This is a genomic window from Pseudoalteromonas spongiae UST010723-006 (assembly GCF_000238255.3).
GTDB lineage: Bacteria > Pseudomonadota > Gammaproteobacteria > Enterobacterales > Alteromonadaceae > Pseudoalteromonas > Pseudoalteromonas spongiae.
The window spans coordinates 1143668-1161088 of sequence record NZ_CP011040.1; the positions used below are offsets into that span (position 1 = coordinate 1143668).

15 protein-coding genes are annotated in these 17421 nt (G+C 41.8%); 5 read left to right on the forward strand and 10 right to left on the reverse strand.

What is annotated here, in order from left to right:
* Nucleotides 1-15: 15 nt before the first annotated feature.
* From PSPO_RS19355 to PSPO_RS19365, 3 genes are read right to left on the reverse strand one after another with little or no spacing between them, the layout of a single operon-like run.
* Nucleotides 16-1476, reverse strand: coding sequence for an N-acyl-D-amino-acid deacylase family protein (locus tag PSPO_RS19355; RefSeq protein WP_010558880.1), 1461 nt, complete (start codon nucleotides 1474-1476; stop codon nucleotides 16-18).
* Nucleotides 1477-1478: 2 nt separating this feature from the next.
* Nucleotides 1479-2351 carry a MurR/RpiR family transcriptional regulator gene (locus PSPO_RS19360; RefSeq protein ID WP_010558879.1) on the reverse strand — a complete coding sequence of 291 codons (873 nt, stop codon included), beginning with the start codon at nucleotides 2349-2351 and terminating at the stop codon, nucleotides 1479-1481.
* Between the two features lie 17 nt (nucleotides 2352-2368).
* On the reverse strand, nucleotides 2369-3595 hold the full coding sequence (locus PSPO_RS19365) for an amino acid deaminase (RefSeq protein WP_010558878.1): 1227 nt from the start codon (nucleotides 3593-3595) through the stop codon (nucleotides 2369-2371).
* Nucleotides 3596-4011: 416 nt separating this feature from the next.
* Between PSPO_RS19365 and PSPO_RS19370 the strand changes: the two genes are divergently transcribed.
* From PSPO_RS19370 to PSPO_RS19385, 4 genes are all read left to right on the forward strand, one after another.
* Complete coding sequence (locus PSPO_RS19370; RefSeq protein ID WP_010558877.1) at nucleotides 4012-7047, forward strand: TonB-dependent receptor; 3036 nt, start codon at nucleotides 4012-4014, stop codon at nucleotides 7045-7047.
* Between the two features lie 189 nt (nucleotides 7048-7236).
* Entirely contained in the window at nucleotides 7237-8775 is a 1539-nt protein-coding gene (locus PSPO_RS19375; RefSeq protein WP_010558876.1) for a tryptophan halogenase family protein, read from the forward strand.
* The gene (locus PSPO_RS19380; RefSeq protein WP_010558875.1) at nucleotides 8766-10289 is read left to right on the forward strand and encodes a tryptophan halogenase family protein; all 1524 of its coding nucleotides are present in this window, start codon (nucleotides 8766-8768) and stop codon (nucleotides 10287-10289) included. The genes PSPO_RS19375 and PSPO_RS19380 overlap by 10 nt, the downstream gene beginning before the upstream one ends.
* A 78-nt stretch (nucleotides 10290-10367) precedes the next feature.
* Complete coding sequence (locus tag PSPO_RS19385; protein WP_010558874.1) at nucleotides 10368-10829, forward strand: SixA phosphatase family protein; 462 nt, start codon at nucleotides 10368-10370, stop codon at nucleotides 10827-10829.
* A 158-nt stretch (nucleotides 10830-10987) separates the two neighbouring features.
* Here PSPO_RS19385 and PSPO_RS19390 read toward each other — a convergent pair whose 3' ends face one another.
* From PSPO_RS19390 to PSPO_RS19405, 4 genes are all read right to left on the reverse strand, one after another.
* On the reverse strand, nucleotides 10988-11599 hold the full coding sequence (locus PSPO_RS19390) for a DsbA family protein (protein WP_010558873.1): 612 nt from the start codon (nucleotides 11597-11599) through the stop codon (nucleotides 10988-10990).
* A 9-nt stretch (nucleotides 11600-11608) separates the two neighbouring features.
* On the reverse strand, nucleotides 11609-12229 hold the full coding sequence (locus tag PSPO_RS19395) for a hypothetical protein (RefSeq protein WP_010558872.1): 621 nt from the start codon (nucleotides 12227-12229) through the stop codon (nucleotides 11609-11611).
* Nucleotides 12222-12779 carry a sigma-70 family RNA polymerase sigma factor gene (locus PSPO_RS19400; protein WP_010558871.1) on the reverse strand — a complete coding sequence of 186 codons (558 nt, stop codon included), beginning with the start codon at nucleotides 12777-12779 and terminating at the stop codon, nucleotides 12222-12224. Before PSPO_RS19400 ends, PSPO_RS19395 begins: the two co-directional genes overlap by 8 nt.
* A 153-nt stretch (nucleotides 12780-12932) precedes the next feature.
* On the reverse strand, nucleotides 12933-13574 hold the full coding sequence (locus PSPO_RS19405) for an energy transducer TonB (RefSeq protein ID WP_010558870.1): 642 nt from the start codon (nucleotides 13572-13574) through the stop codon (nucleotides 12933-12935).
* 285 nt (nucleotides 13575-13859) lie between these two features.
* On the opposite strand from PSPO_RS19405, the gene PSPO_RS21730 reads away from it, so the two are divergent.
* Nucleotides 13860-14000, forward strand: coding sequence for a hypothetical protein (locus PSPO_RS21730; protein WP_158523471.1), 141 nt, complete (start codon nucleotides 13860-13862; stop codon nucleotides 13998-14000).
* A 141-nt stretch (nucleotides 14001-14141) separates the two neighbouring features.
* On the opposite strand, the gene PSPO_RS19410 is transcribed toward PSPO_RS21730, so the two are convergent.
* The 3 genes from PSPO_RS19410 to PSPO_RS19420 all read right to left on the reverse strand — a co-directional run bounded on the left by PSPO_RS19410 (nucleotide 14142) and on the right by PSPO_RS19420 (nucleotide 17406).
* Nucleotides 14142-14417, reverse strand: coding sequence for a DUF1496 domain-containing protein (locus tag PSPO_RS19410; protein ID WP_010558869.1), 276 nt, complete (start codon nucleotides 14415-14417; stop codon nucleotides 14142-14144).
* A 202-nt stretch (nucleotides 14418-14619) separates the two neighbouring features.
* Nucleotides 14620-16368, reverse strand: a complete 1749-nt coding sequence (locus PSPO_RS19415; RefSeq protein ID WP_010558868.1) for an amidohydrolase — start codon at nucleotides 16366-16368, stop codon at nucleotides 14620-14622.
* Nucleotides 16369-16512: 144 nt separating this feature from the next.
* Nucleotides 16513-17406, reverse strand: a complete 894-nt coding sequence (locus tag PSPO_RS19420; RefSeq protein ID WP_010558867.1) for a LysR family transcriptional regulator — start codon at nucleotides 17404-17406, stop codon at nucleotides 16513-16515.
* Between the last annotated feature and the right edge of the window lie 15 nt (nucleotides 17407-17421).

The following is a 17421-nucleotide window of genomic DNA, read 5'->3' on the forward strand; positions in this document are numbered from 1 at the left end:
TAGTTGGGGCTCATATTAAGTGCGTGATAAAAATCGCCCGGCTCGCCCAAATTGCGTAACGCTTAGATCATCAAGACCCTCAACAAAGCTTACTTTGCCGTTGACCCATACACACTTAATGCCGTCAGCTTGTGCTTGAGGGTTTTGATAGCTGGCGTTATCGATAATCGTGTTTGCATCAAATAACACTAAATCCGCAAAGTAACCTTTAGCAATTTTGCCGCGATTGTTGAGCTTAAATTGCGATGATGGCAGCGCTGTCATTTTATGAATAGCCAATGCCAGCGACAGCGTTTGCTGCTCTCTTGCGTAATGCCCTAATACTCTTGGGAACGTGCCCCATAAACGCGGATGCGGGTGTGGATCGCACGGCAAACCATCCGAGCCAATCATACTGTTTTCATAGCTTAAAAACTGTTTTACATCGTCTTCAAACATGCAGTGATAAACCGCACCGGCAGGCATTAATTTTTTAGCAGCGTCCATTAATGATAATTGCCAGTTATTTGCTATATCACGCAAACTTTTTTCAGCCATTTCAGGATGGGTTTCAGACCACGTAATGTAAATCTCGGTACTGTCAGTGACCTGATTTAAATCAAGCGTGCTTGAGCTCGCGGCATACGGATAACAATCGCAGCAAGCGAGTTGTGATTGTCGTTTATCTTCTAGATGCGCTAATACTTCCTGTGCACGTCCCCAATTATCAATGCCGGCGCATTTTAAGTGGGAAATAATCAGCGGAAGCTTTGCTTGTTTAGCGGTTGCAAATGCTTCATCCATAGCATCAATAATGCCTTGAAATTCAGTGCGTAAATGCGTGGTATACACACCTTCAAACGGCGTTACACATTTGGCAAGACGATTCACTTCTTCACGACTTGATGCTTTAGCATTCGGATAAGCAAGCCCAGTACTTAGCCCTAATGCCCCCTCTTCTAGCTGAGTACGCAGTAACGACTGCATTTGGGTAATTTCTTGTTCTGAGGCAGCTTTTGATAAATCATTCATTACTTGCGCACGCAGGCTAGTATGGCCAATTAATTGGGCAAGATTAACGCTTGGCTTTATGTCGTCGAAAGCAATTCTAAAATCAGCTAAATTGGGATATTTAAAATCTGCTTTCTGGCCCAATAAATTAATCGGGTCTACTGGCTCAATATCTGCAGCATAGGGCACACTACTAATACCACAGTTGCCTGCAATCACCGTAGTTACACCTTGACTGACTTTGCACAGCATATGCGGATTACGCAGCACTTCTAAATCGTCATGGGTATGCACATCGATAAAACCTGGGGCTAATGTTAACCCTGTTGCATCAATAACTTGCTCTGAGTACAAGTGAGAACAATCACCGAGCGCAATAATGCGCTCGTCACTTATGGCAACATCGCCAACAAAGCATTCATTTAGCTCGCCCGTGTAAACAGTCGCGTTACGAATCTCGGTGGTAGGGTGGTTATTATCACTCATATTTAATCGCCTAGCGGAAAGCGAGTGTCCGCCGGTGACGCGTCGCTATTTTGATTACGATGCTGATCTAATTGAATTTTTAATCGGCGTAATTTTTCTTTTGAGCGGCGCTGATTTTTAGTTGCCACTTCACTTGATAAAATATCGATCGCGGCCATCATTGCATAACGCGCAGCACTTGGTTTAAAAATATAATCACTTTCTTGCGTTTTAATCGGCAAATGCACATCTGCAATATCAGCAAGTTCACCTAGCGGGCAAATGGCAATAATATTTGCACCGTACTCTTTTGCGATACGCGCAGCAGCAATCACATCTGGCGATACGCCACTTAGCGATAAACACAGCACCACATCATTTTTGTTGATGGTTGATGCGGTCATACGCATCATCATAGGATCAGAGTGGGCGTTACATAACACATCTAACCGAAATAGGCGGTTTTGACATTCCATCGCCAGCATACTGCTACCGCCACCCACGCCAAAAATCAAGCAATGGCGTGTGTCACAAATAGCTTCTGCAGCGGTCATGACAGCTTCTTCGCTAATTAATCCGACATTAACTGCTAAAATTTCTTGAATAGATGAGTAAACATGAAAGATATCTTTCTTTTCAATCGGTTCAGAACTAGTGAAGCGCTCACCGATCGCTGCTGACTGAGTGATCTGAAACTTTAGATCGCGCACATTTTCACAGCCTAAACTTTTAGCAAGGCGCGTAATACTCGCGTGACTCACACTGGCTTTGTCTGCCAGCTCATTAATTGAAGCAGTCGCTGCAAATTCAAGATCACTCAAAATTAGATGAGCAACTTTATCTTCCGCTGGGCTAAAGTGCCCTAACCCTTCTTTTATTTTGTTGATAATATCCATATGTTACTGCTTCCTAATTAAAAAAAGGTTGAAATAGTTTTGCGAATTACCCAATCGTCATCGGCGATTGCTACCTGGCGCCATTTATCAAACGTTAAACACGGATGAGACGTCGAAAAACAGACCATGTCACCCACTTTCAGATTGCAGTTGTCAGGCAAGGTTAGCATGGCATGTTGGTCCATGATTTTAACGGTTTGAATTAAGGCATCAGCCGCTTGCAACGTTTGGTTATCAACATGATAGATTAATTCTGCCTTTGGTAAACCTGCGTCAAATGCTACATCACGTTTACCTAAGCCGACAATGGCAAGCCCTGCTTCGGGACGCGATACAACATACGCCCACACCGTTAAGCTTGATGCTAAATCACCTGTCACATCACAAGCCAATTGACTACGTGCCATTACTGCATTTTGTGCATCTTGATAAATGCCAGTGTCATGAATAAGGTAACAGCCTGGGCGAATCACTAAATTAAAGTTCTTTTGGTGATTATGCTTGCCGAGTGTATTGGCTACGATGTCATACCAAGCAGATCCTGCGCCAGTAATAATGGGCTTATCTAAATCAAACGCATTTTGTTGTCGAAGTGTGCTTGCGAGTTGATAAATTTCATCAACAAATATAGTGACTTTTTCAAGGGCATTACTACCGCCAATCACCCCTTCATAAAAACCAATTCCTGCGAGCTTTAAACTTGGGTGCTGTTTACATGCAGCTAGAAATGCATCGGTATTATTCACATCACGCCAACCACAGCGGCCACCTTGTGCACCAATTTCTAAAAGAATGTTAATTGATACTTTTCGCGCATCAAAAAAGCGGCCTATTTGCTTGGCGTTTTCTACCGAATCGACAAAACAGTAAAATTCCACATCGGTGCTTTCAAGTAAATTAGCTATTTGTTCAAAGTGGTATTTTCCTACCAATTGATTTGCCAAAATAATTCGTTTAACACCGTGATTTACTGCGTTAAGTACTTGCGCGACCGTTGCAAGGGTAATACCCCAGGCACCGTGCTCAAGCTGCATTTTAAAAAGCGCTGGCGCCATAGTGGTTTTGCCATGAGGGGCTAAGTTCACTTTAGCCTTTTGACAAAAGTCGCCCATCCACTTTGCATTATTATTAATGGCCGATTGTGATAATACTGCAACCGGAAAACTCACCTCTTCACGCAATATATGCCAGCCACCGTGTGCAAGAGATTGTGGATTTCCCGCACCTTTAATTACTTCATTCATAAAACTTGTTACCAAATTGCTAACAGCGAAACACCCAACTAATACAATTCTATTCAATCTAGATGCATTTCAAACAAATTTGTTATCAAAGTGTTGCTTTTTTAATTATGTTAATGTTAAAAAGTAACAAGTTCAAGATATTTATGTGTTACTTTTTAACATTACAAAGGAACAGACATTTACATCTGAACTAGGTGAGTCAACTTTCAAGTATCAGCTAAACTGGGCTGTTGATAAGAGTTTAGCGCTGCGTGAATTGAGCTGTAAAACGCATTAATTACTGTCGAAGTTACGACCCTTTTATTATTTTTTTGACAAGCAATGACAACGCTGTCAGCAAATTATACAAGTAATCACAACAATAAGGTTTCTCGGAATTATTTTCTGATAGAACTAAACACTAATAGGGGAAAACTGTGTCCAACAGAACATTTAAACGAAGCGTGCTGTCTTCAACCATAGCGGTAGCACTCTCTGCCGGTTTCGCACAAAACGTTATCGCTGAAGAAAAATCATCAGCTGATGCCGAAATGGAAGTTATTCAGGTTAAAGGTATTCGCGCCAGTACAGTTAAAGCGATTAACGTAAAGCGTTTTGCACCTTCACAGGTTGATGGCATTGCATCAGAAGATATCGGTAAACTACCCGACGTAACAATTTCAGACTCGCTACAGCGAATCACTGGTGTACAGGTTGAGCGTACTGCAGGTGAAGGTGGTCCGGTGCAAATCCGTGGTCTACCTCAAGTCGATAGTACACTTAATGGCGAAGTATTTTTAAGTGCAACGACCATAGATTCATCAGGCGCTGATTTTGGTGATTTACCAGCACAGCTTTTCTCGGGTGTTGATGTTTATAAAACAAGTGAATCTAAGCGTTCTGCTGCAGGTATCTCAGGTTCGATTGACCTTAAAACACGCCGTCCATTCGATATGAGCGAAGGTTGGACAACAAACGTAAGCGCAGATGTAACACAGGGCTCTATTAGTGATGAAACAGATCCAAATCTAAACGGCCTAATCAGCTATAATGCTGATAAATGGGGTGTTTTATTCTCTGCGGTAACACAAGAAGCAACCCTAGCTACAGACTACAACGGTTATTTCGATACCTCTGAAAATGGTGGTATCGGAGCAGCAAATAACAATTTCACATGGGGTCAAAACCCTCAAGGTAACGACATTCGTCACGTTGTACCGCAAGGTTTTGCTGCATTTAACAAACAAGAAAAACGTGAGCGTCAAGGTTTCCAGTTTGCTTTTCAAGCGGATTTAAGTGAAGGCTTTGAACTTGTGTTCGAAGCATTCTACACCGATCAAGAGCGTTTTAACGAACGCCAAGGTTTATCACAAAACAACCGTTGGTATTCATTTAACGACTATGCATTCCCCACTGAATCAGGATGGACAGGCGACACGTTTACTGATGAAGATGGCAATGCATGGGGTGCGGTAAATGATTTTTACCTACAACCATGGCGTTTACAAACCTTCACTCAGGTTAACAATAACTACGAAACCTCAACTAACTTAAACTTAGAGCTTAACTTTAATAACGGTGGCCCGCTTTCAGGTCAAGTTCGTGTTACACGTGCTAAAGCGGATGCAAGCATGCGCCACGGCTATGGTGAAGGTGATTTACTGAGTATTGATCAAGGGACTCGTGTAACTGGTCCTGGTCAGTTTACACCGGCTGAATACTGTGGCGATGGTGATACCATTGTGGGCGACCAAGGTGGTTGTTACGCGCAATTCTCACCAGGCGGTATTGAAGATGATTCATTCCTACTACGTTATGATGCACGTGGTGAATCGCCAGTATTTAGTGGTTTTGATCAACTGGTAAATGGCGGCCAAGGCTTAATGAGCGTTGCTGATTACATGGGCAGCTTAGATTCATACCACATTGGTGCATTCTCGTCTGAAGGTAATACAGACGACGAAGGTGAAATCAACACATTCAGCACGAAATGGAACTATCAATTTGACGACATGGAATTCATCACGAGTGTTGATTTTGGTGTGCGCTTTATGGAACGTAAAGTGGACCATGACCAATTTACATACACATCTGAATTTGGTGATGGCTGTGATATCGCACAGTGGAAAGCGGTTGACCAATATCACACTGTTGATACCTGTGAAGGCAACCCAGCAGCAGGTGAATACCTAACAGAAGATGTGGGTGATTTAACTGCGGGTACTTGGGTGCCTTACACATTACTTAACCCTACTCGTCTTGATACACATACCACTGTTAGCCAGATTTCTAACTTCGGTAGTGTAAAAGGCATTCCAACAATGTGGGCGATTGATCCGAGTAACTTCCGCGATCCACGTCAGTTCCACCTAGACACATTTGGTAATGTACAGCGCACTGAAAACGCAGGTGCTTCTTTCGATGTTAAATTGAACGAATTCAGCTATTTTGCACAAGCCAACTTTGAGTGGGAAATGATCCGCGGTAACTTTGGTGTTAAAGTGGTTGAAACTGACCTATACGTGAAGCAAAACCTTGCGGGTTCGAACTTACCTCACTCAGGTCTAGGTCCAGATATTGGCGACGTAGTAACAGAGCGCAGCTATACGGATTACCTACCATCATTAAACGTGTCAGCTGATGTAACAGAAGACGTTATTGTACGTGGTGCATACGCTAAAAACATGCAAGCACTTGACCTTGCAAGTTGGGGCGGTGGTAAAACGGTTGGTAAAGCAATTAACGGTGAATGTGACTGTTTACGCGTAGTAAATGGTAACCTAACAGGTAACCCGGCACTTAACCCATGGCGTTCAGATAACTACTCACTATCAGCTGAGTGGTATAATGGCGAAGCGTCAATGATGTTCTTATCACTTTACCGCATCGAAATTGAAAGCTTCACAGAAAGCGGTACTGTTTGGATTGATGAGCCAGATGATGATGGTATCAGCCGTGGTCCATGGCCTTTCAGTACGCAAGTACAAGGTAAAGGTGGTGATGTAAGCGGTCTAGAAGTGGGTATTCGTGCTGCAATGAGCGACTACACAGATATCGCAATTCTTAATAACTTCGGTATCGATGCTAACTACACATACAGTGATAGCTCGCAACAAAACAAAGACGTAAATGGCGACGATTTACCATTCGTTGGTATGTCAAAAGACACATACAACTTTGTGCTTTGGTATGAGCAAGAAGAGTTCTCAACGCGTTTAGCATGGAACTCACGTAGCCCGCGCTTAATCACACAAGGCTCAAGTGCAGTTGGCGGACAATCACTGTACCAAGATACCTATTCACAACTTGATTTCAGTGCAACCTACCACGCAACTGATTATCTAGATATTTACTTACACGGTTCGAACATAACTGAAGAAGTTCAACAAACTTACCTTGAATTCTCTTCACAAAAAGCGTTCCGTAACGAGTATGAATCGCGTTGGACCCTTGGTGTTAGGGCAACATTTTAATCCTTAGAATTATTAGGATTTAGGTTGAATTAACACTTTCTGCCCAAGACTGCCGTCATTTGGCGGCAGTCTTTTCTTTTGGTTTCATCACGATACAATGCAAATACCCATTTGATTAACTAATTGCCTATTTACTTAATCAAGTTACTTAATCAAATTGGTATTGAAGTATAAGCACGAGTGTGAACCATGACAGAAGATACAAAAACAATAAATTCCATCGTCATCGTTGGCGGCGGTACATCTGGCTGGATGACAGCTGCAGCCCTTGCTAATCACGCCCCGCTAAAACACTGTAAAATAACCCTAATCGAATCAAGTAAACTTGGCACCATAGGTGTCGGTGAAGCCACTATTCCAACTTTACGCCGCTTTTATCAAAACTTAGGTCTTAGTGATATTGACGTACTAAACGCCACCAAAGGCAGTTGCAAACTTGGTATTGAATTTCAAGGTTGGGCAGGTGAAAACTCGCGCTTTATTCACCCATTTGGTATTTACGGACAAAGCACACCAAGTACCCCATTTCATCATTATTGGCTGCGCGCCGAACAAGCAGGTGCTCACAGCGATTTAACTGACTATTCTCTTGGCGTGCAAATGGCAAAGCACAACAAATTTGTGCCGCCAAAAATAAAGCCTCAAAACCAGTTAGAAATTTTTGATTGGGCACTGCATTTTGACGCAAGCCTGTTTGCAAAACTGATGTTTGATTATTCAACCAATAAAGGCGTTAAGCATATCGATAACACCATCAGTAATATTGAAAATCACCCTGATGGCAGTATTAGCCAATTACAATTTGAAGATGGCTCTAGCATCGTCGCCGATTTATTTATTGATTGTTCTGGCTTTAAGGCGCTGTTAATTGGTGAAAACCAAGCTGTTGAATATGAAAATTGGAGCCATTGGCTATTAAATGACAGCGCTATCGCAGTGCAAACAAGCGCAACGACTGAACCCATTACCCGTACCCTCGCTATCGCGAAAAAAGGCGGCTGGCAATGGCGTATACCGCTTCAGCATCGCGTTGGCAATGGCTACGTTTACAGCAGCAAATACCTTTCCCATGACGAAGCAGAGCAAAGTTTGCTTGCATCAATCGATGGCGAAATTTTACAGCCACCACGTAAATTTAGTTTTACCCCAGGGCGGCGAAAATCTGCATGGCATAACAACTGTGTCGCCATTGGTTTAAGCTCTGGCTTTTTAGAACCATTAGAGAGCACCAGCATTGCACTGGTTGAAACAGCAATCGAAAAACTCTTACTTACTTTCACGAGCAATCACTACTCAGCACACGATGTCGCTAAATTTAATGATGTGAATGCACAAGAATATGAGCGCGTGCGCGACTTTATAATTTTGCACTATAAGTTAAACGGCCGCAGCGACAGCCCTATGTGGCAGTATTACCGCGATATGGCAATTCCGGCATCACTCGAAGAGAAAATGCTAACCTTTGCTAAAACCGGCGAGTTGAAACGCCTGCCTTGGGAAATGTTTGGCCCCGACAGTTGGCTGGCTATTTACCACGGTTTAAATTTTTTACCCGAAAACTACCAAGCAAGCGCAGATAATATGCCGCTCAATTACTTAAACGAACATTTAACTAAAATGCGCGAAATGGTTTCAAGCCAAGTAAACAATGCGCCTACCCACAGCGAATTTTTAGAAAAGCACTGTGGCTATCAACCAATCAAGCAACAGGAAGCGGTATGCAGTTAACACACAATCCCATTGAAAAGTTTGTTATTGTCGGTGGCGGCACCGCAGGTTGGCTTGCTGCAGCAACGCTTGGCAATATTTTTAAAGACAGCAACACCCAAGTTGAGCTGATTGAATCAGACGAAGTGAATATTATTGGTGTTGGCGAAGCCACGATTCCGCCGCTTATTGATACCCTAGAAAGCCTCGGCATTGATTTAGTTGAATTTATAAAAGCCACCCAAGCTAGTTTTAAATGGGGTATACAGTTTGAAAACTGGTATCAAGAATCACATAGCTATTTTCATCCCTTTGGGGAGGTTGGCCAAAAGATTGATGGTCACGAGTTTTACCAATGTTGGCTTAAACAAAAAGCAGAAGGCGACACCACACCACTAATGGCCTATTCGCCAGAAGCGGTATTATCAGAAAAGAATCGTTTTTTTGTACCGCATCAAGCGATGAATACACCGCTTGCAGGCGCCCGCTTTGCACTGCACCTTGATGCTGTGCTGGCAGGCCAATACTTACGCAAATTCTCTGAAAATATTGGTGTAAAGCGCACCGTTGGCCATGTTGAGTCAATTAGTAAGAGCATCGACGGTAATATTGCGTCTGTCACATTAAAATCAGGCGAGACAATTAAGGGTGATTTTTTTATTGATTGTACGGGCTTTAAGGGCTTACTCATTGGTAATGCACTCAATACCGAATACCAAGATTGGTCCGAGCATTTACCCTGCAACCGCGCAGTTGCTGTGCAAACCAAACTCACAGGAAATACCAAACCCTATACCGTTTCGCGCGGGCAAAAAGCCGGTTGGAGCTGGCATATTCCGCTGCAACACCGCACAGGTAATGGTTATGTATATTGTGATAAGTACATCTCCGATGAAGAAGCGATTCAAACCTTACTTGATAATGTTGACGGCGAGCCGCTAACCGAGCCAAGAGTTATCCCATTTGTTACCGGTGTGCGCGATAAAGTGTGGAATAAAAACTGCCTATCACTTGGCCTTGCACAGGGGTTTTTAGAGCCGCTCGAATCCACTGCAATTCATTTAGTCTCTAAATCACTGGCACTGTTTGTGCGCATGTTTCCGACTAAAACCCCAAATGCGGTATTACAAAATGAATTTAACCGCCGCATTAGTGGTGATTATCAAGAAATTCGCGACTTTTTAGTGCTGCACTACTGCACCACTAAACGTGACGACTCAGCGTTTTGGCGCGATTGGCAACAAAAACAAATTCCGGCAAGTTTAGCCACACGCATCGAATTTTTTAAACAAAGCGGTGGATTGATCCCAGGTGTTGAAGAGCTATTCCAACCCACCAGCTGGTATGCGGTGTTTGATGGTATGGGAGTAGTGCCTAATGGATACAACCCTACCTTAGATGCGCTTAACAGCGAAATGCTTGCAAAAAGCCTAGCGGCTGGCAGAAATGCCCTTGAAAAATGCGCTGAAGCGCAGCCCAGCCACGATGATTTTTTACAAAAGTACAGTCCTGCCAATGAGGCGATTTTTAACTAAATCGCCCTTTGCTTTTGTACAAAGCTCAGTTAAAGTGAGAGAAATTGTTTCACGTATGTTGTAAAGGGCTTAGTTATCATGCGTTTATTGGCTTTTATTGTAGGATTATTTTTATCTCAAGCGGTGTTTGCAACACCTGATACCCTCTTTTTACTACGCCACGCTGAAAAGCGTGATGGTATTAATCCAAACTTGTCTGAGGCGGGTAAAGCTCGTGCAGAGCACCTCGTTAGCATGTTAAAAGACAAAAAAATTAAGCACATTTTTAGCACTAATTACAACCGCACCTTAGAAACCGTAAAACCGCTTAGTCAAAAATTGGGCATTGTGGTAACCCATTATAACCCGCGTCAGTTAACCGCCTTGGTTAAACAGCTAAAAACATTAAAAGGCAATACCGTAATTGTTGGGCACAGCAACACCACACCACAACTTGTAAAGTTATTAACCGATCACGATGTCACCATTAATGAAGATCAGTTTGATGAGCTTTTTGTAATTGAAGGCGGTGCGTTAACCCTGCTTAGTTCTAATAATTAAACCTTAGCTTTGAGCAAGCAGCACCCATTGGGGTTTGCTCATAAATACGGGTAACTCGTTATTGAGAGCCCGTATTATTTAGCTTATTGAATACAAAACTATGCGTTTAGCACTTTTCTAAAATCCGGCCACCAAACACGCCGCATAAATACTGCCAATTATTGTGAAATACGGTTAAATCGCTGTGCTAATTCGTTAAATGTGCAAAAGCCAAGGGCCAAAGGGTAAACGTGATTATGTCCATCAAGGTAAAACAAGGCAGGAAAACCGGTTACGTTTAACTGCTTTGTAATATAAAGGTGTTGTGTAAGCGTTTTTTGCGTTTGCTCAGACTTAAGGCTATGAACAAACTCATCTTTATTTAATCCAATTGTTGCGGCACACTCAATTAACGTGTTTTCTAACGATGGGTTTTGCGCCTTTTGGTAATACGCTGTTTGAATTGCATTGACCATTTTTTCAGCCCCATTCTCCAGTAAATCATTCGCCACAATCACCGCGCGACACGCTAAATAGGTTGAGCGATACGGCGTATTGCAGTGCCAATAATCATGATTAAATGTGACCTGTGTTTTCGCTTCAATTTGCTGCCAATAGGCGGCAATTGTCGTGCGCATTTGCTCGCTCATGGGTTGATTATTATCAGGGGCAAGTCCGCCCATAACCCATTCAACATGGATATGTGAATGCATTTCAAAAAACGCTTCCAGCTCAGGTTTAAACCCGTAACACCAGGCACACATTGGGTCCATTACATAAATAAAACGCATATTTTCGCCTTAACTACACACACTGGCTTTACCTGTTTTACGCAGCGCATAAGGACTACCCTGCTCATCTAATACCAACGCTAACCACTGACCCGTGTGCGTACTATCAAATAAATTCGAAGACGCCATTAATTCAGCAACAACCTCACGTTTTATTTTTATTAAAGTCGAACCATCACAGCTCTCTAAATGCCAATCTAATTGCGTATTAAGCACCTTAACGGTCATTATATTTGTATTATCTGATGCGTTGTTAAAGTGTCGATTTAAGTTCGCTATTTGCGCATTACGGTCATTTTCTAACGCATTTTTTTGAGTCGTAATAAACCAACTTAGTGTTTCTGATTGACGTTCTACTACAGCCACTTGATAGTAATTCGCTTCATTAATCTGGCTATATTGAGGCGTAGCCTCACGCTGCACTTGGTTGAACACAACAAATCCGAACATCGTTAACGCAGCAATGCTCATAGCAAATTGAAGACGGTAAAAAAGTTTAGATTTTGGTTTTTTTATCGACTTAGCAATAATGTTATCACTAAATTCACGCCTCTGCTTTACGCTTGAGTGCAGTTGTTGTTTGCGCTTTTTATAGAGCGAATCAATTAGTTCGTCTGCTTTATTACTCATCTGCGTGCCCTTTCAGCATATTGCGTAAATTTTGTTTTGCGTAGCGTAGTCGTGATTTTATTGTCTCAAACTCGCACCCTGTAATATGTGCAATTTCATCAACCGAAAACCCTTCTTTTTGCAGAATAAACGCTTCTCGTTGGTAAAAGTTGAGTGCGTTAAGCGCACTATCAAGTACCGCCAACATGTCATCGCCGCTCACGTCTTGTGATTGGCCGCATACTAGCTGCACATCATCTAGCTGAGTGAGTTTATTTTGGCTGCGAAATTCATCAATCAGTAAACGCCTTGCAATCATAAACAACCAAGATTTAAACGAAACTGATGTTTTAAATAACGCTTTTTTTTCAATCACTTTAAGCCATGTTTTTTGACTAATATCTTGCGCAAGTACTTGATCTGACTGACTTACCAGAAAGTGATATAAATCGTCATAATAAGCATCTACCAATTGATTTAAATACCGCTTTTTCCCTGAATCACGGTACCGCATCATGATTTCCTCTGCGCTGAGGTCTGCACTAAGCCAAGTAGTCAAAGTTAACAACATCTATAACGACTCCTTTTGCTCGTTGATCCAACTTTTGCGTAGACGCTGTGTTAGGGGTTAAGCGTATTTATGAAAAATACGCTCGTAAGGTTTTTAAAACAACACAATAAGTCTTTTACATTCGCAAAAACAACCCCTAAACATAACAGCACTTTATTCTTGCGCTAATTTAAATTCAAGCAACACTGACTGGTTTGTCTGAATATATGCCACCCCGTTATCAATAGATGGTTTATACTTCCAGCGTTTCAACGCTTTTAGTGCAGCTGTATTAAAAACACGTTTAGGTTCAGCAGCAGTTACTTGCGCATCGATAACACGGCCGGTTTTATCAATACTAAACGTCAACTTTACCCAGCCCTCAATGCCATCGCGAGCTGCACCTACAGGATACTTAGGTGGCACACGCACAATTGGGCTTGCCTGCCCACTTTGCGACATAAGGCTAGGCGCACTGCTTGGCATACTGCCAATAGACACATTTAAGTTGGGTGCAAATGTTAACGGAACATTGCTCGACACATTTGCTGGCGCTTCCATAACATGTTTTGGAGGCTGCGTTAATTTGGGTGGTGGTTGAATTTTAGTTTTCTGCTTAACCTCTGAAATTTCGCGCGCTTGGTATAAAGCAATATCAATAATTGGCTTGGGCGCATCAACAATGCGATTTGGCGATTTAATTAAAAACTGCATAAACGCGAACAAACTAAATGTCACAGCCAACGCAGCAATAAAGCAAAGTGCTAGTTTTAGTATCGGAGTTTGTGGCTCGAAAGTATCAAGTTGCAATAACATAGGCTTTCCCTTTTTTAATTGAGTTACCTATAAAACGCAGCGCCATACAAAAAGGGGTAAAATTTTTTTAATAATTTTGAGTTTAAATCTCAACCTTTCAAATTATAAAAAGTTATCAACGCATTACGCCCCGTTTTGGTTCAGTAAAATCAATAAAAAAATCGCTTACTTAAGTTAACGCCCATTTCTTTTCTAAAACTTTTTAAACCTTTTTAAGCCCTGCTACGACTTATTAAATAACCAAAGCGATAAATGCTTTACTTAACACACAATAGGAATAGCGATATGAACACTTCAAATGCGTTTGATTTATTATTTACGGCAGGTTTAACTACATTTGTTGTTGCAAGCCTGATTACTGCGGGCATGACATTAGCACTGGTAACAGGAACATTAATTGGCGCAAGCTACCTCGTGTTTAAATAATTTAACACATAGCTTAAACACATAAGGGGTTATATATGGCACTAAACTCTCTAAATTAAAAAAGCACTTAGCTTGGCGCAAAGTGCTTTTTTATTGTGCCTAGATTAACTTAGATTCGATTGTTAACGTGTTTACACGCATTTATTTATCGGCTTGCTTAATTGCCAATGAGTATTTTGAGTCTGCTTTTACAATTTCCACCCACGCTAATTTTTTAGTGTCTGACGGCTTATCGTAGGTATACACGCAGCGTAATACTTTCTCACTTTCACTTTTAAGCACCGCACCTTGCGAGTATTTATGTTGTTTATCGTCGTAGCAAAACTGTGTATTTTCATCTTGCTTTTTTGCGTCTGCACTTATAGTAAACGATGCAAAAGCAGCAGAAAAGGCCAGCACTGTTAATATTTTTGTCATTGGAATGTTTCCTTACATTGATTAATTTTTTTTAAAATAGTGTGTTACCGTATTTTATCTTTCAACTTCAATTAGTCTTATTTCACTATGCCATAAGTGAGTCATCGTACTCATAATCCGCCTTAAACATTGTAAGTACGGTTGACTATTGAACGAATAATTTTAGATTCAACCATATTATATTACCTATAAAAAGCGAGTTTTACTCGCTACGACGATAAACGGTGTCACCACGACTAATGGTTTCAATCACCTGTAAATCTTTTAACGTTTCAGGTGCAACTTTAAGCGGGTTCTTGTTCAAAATAATTAAATCGGCCTGTTTGCCCTCTTTTAAACTACCTTTACTGTTTTCTTCAAAGTGCTGATAGGCAGGCCAAATCGTCATTGATTTTAAACCTGTGTAGGCATCTACACGCTGATCGGGTCCAAGTACTTTATTGGTTCGCGTAGTGCGATTTACTGTGGCATCCAATACTCTAAAAGAGCTTGGCAATGCGACAGGCGCATCATGGTGGCTACTAAAAACCATTCCTGCATCAAGTATTGCTTTGGTTGGCGAAATAAAATCAGCTCGCGGAAGACCTAACACCGAGTCGCGATGCCAATCGCCCCAATAAAAGGTATGCATTGGGAAAAGCGCTGGGAAAATACCTGCATCTTTTAATCGTGCTACTTGATCTTGTCGTATTGTTTGGCCATGAATTAGCACCGGGCGACGGTCTTTTTTGCCAAGTTTATTGTTAGCTTTTTCTACAGCAGTAATAAATTGTTCAATTGCCGCATCACCATTGGCATGGGTTAATACCTGCCAATCATTCTTAAACGCGGTTTCGACATAGTTATAGGCTGTATCATCTTTAAATGTTGGGTAGCCAACATACTCATTATTTTGCCCATGAGGTGGGTGAAAATAGGGCTGCGTTAACCACGCTGTTTTGCCTTGTGGTGAACCATCAAAATTTAACTTAACACCACCTATGCGAAAATGATTTGTGTACGTTGGTGCATTATAAGGCGAAGTCATAAAGTCACTGCTTGTGGGCATATCGGCATATGCAACAACATCTATTAGCAGTTGCCCTTTAGTTGATGCGCGTTTAAGCGCTTGATAACCATCAGTGGTTGCACGGCCCTCTTGCGCGGTGGTGTAGCCAAATTTCGCATACATCTTTTGCGCCGCTTCTAACATAGTATCTTGCAAGCTTTGATCGATGAGTTTATTGAGGCTAAATAACACTGCAAAGTGTGCGTTTTCTTCAAGCACACCATTTGGCTCTTTGCTACCTTCAATACGGCGAATAACACCGCCCTCTGGGTTAGGTGACTCTGCGTTTATTCCGCTTAGTTCGAGCGCCTTACTATTTGCCACACTTAAATGGCCCGAAGTATGCACAATCAACACCGGCTTGTCGGTACTTACCTTGTCCAGGTCCTCTTTAGTAGGATAGCGGTCAAGTTCTGCATCGTCATAGCCAAAGCCTAAAATCCAACCTGTTTTCTCGATAAATAAGCGTTGCGTTTGCTCTTGGTCAGCCGCTTTTAATATCTCAATAATGCTGTCTACTGTATTTGCTTTTCCATCAGGCGGCGGTAAAACATTGGCCACCACGGCTTGAAGCCCTACACCATAAACATGGCTATGCGGGTCAACAAACCCCGGTAACAGTGCCTTACCTTTTAAATCAATCAGTGCAGTTTTACCAAACTTATGCGCCATAGCGCTTTTTTTATCACCGACAAAAATGATTTTTTCACCAAGGGTTGCGATTGCTTCTGCGTATTGAGGCGTATCACCTTCCATAGTTAATATGTCACCACCAAAGTAAATTCTATCGGCTGCTGTTACTACAAGCGGTTTTGACACTGCCTCACTTTGTGTTAGTTTTTCTGAAAAGCAGCCAGTTAATGTAAGCCCAACAGCGCCTGCTATCATCCAATGCCATTTCATAACGTACTCTCCTTTACTTAAGTTTGTGAACTCGCTTTATCAATTCGCACTCACTAAAACCAGTAAACCGCATCTCATTCAAAAAGGGAACAAATTGTTTAAGCGATTATTATTTGAGATCAAAAATTAGCGACTGTCGGTCTCTCAAGTTAATTTTTTTTGTAATAGCTCAACAAACTTTCTAACTTTCGGCGATAAATGCTTACGGCTCGGATATACCGCATACACATGGACTTCCGTCGTTGGAAAATCGGCAAACAGTACTTCAATATCGTCATTCTGCAACGCCTCTGCTAAAAAAAATTCGGGCAGGCGCACAATTCCATGACCGTCTAACGCCATTGCCAATTCCATATGGCCGTTATTACTGCGAATACGTTCTTTCACAGGTACGGTAAACTCACTGCCATTTTTATCGATAAAGTCCCATTTATCGGCCTTTTTTAAATTGCTATAACAAATGCAGTGATGATTAGACAACTCACGTGGGTGATGAGGTTTACCATAACGCTCAATATATTTTTTACTGATAACGGTATACGTTGGAACACTAGTCAGTCGTTTACAAATTAACGTGGAATCATCCAGTGCAGGCGTTGCACGAATAGCTAAGTCGTAGCCTTCATTAATTAAATCAACTTTTTCATCGCTAATATTCCACTCTAAACTGACATTGGGATAAAGCGATAAGTATTCAGACAATGCAGGCTGTAACAGCCCTTTACTCAAGCCAAGCGGACAGCTCACTTTTAAACTGCCTTTAGGTTTTTCATCACTTGGTGAGATCGATTGCAGCGCCTGCTCAGTATCATTCACCAGCTGCTCGCAGTGATTAAAAAACACTTGCCCCTCAGGCGTGAGTGAAATAGAGCGTGTGGTTCGATTTAATAGGCGCACGCCTACACGCTCTTCTAACTTACTGATTACTTTACTAACATGAGAGTTTGAATGATTCATCGCCTCAGCAGCTGCACCAAAACCACCCAGTTTTACCACTTGCACAAAGATGGGAATACCATCAAATATATTATTAGCCATATGGAAACAGTATTT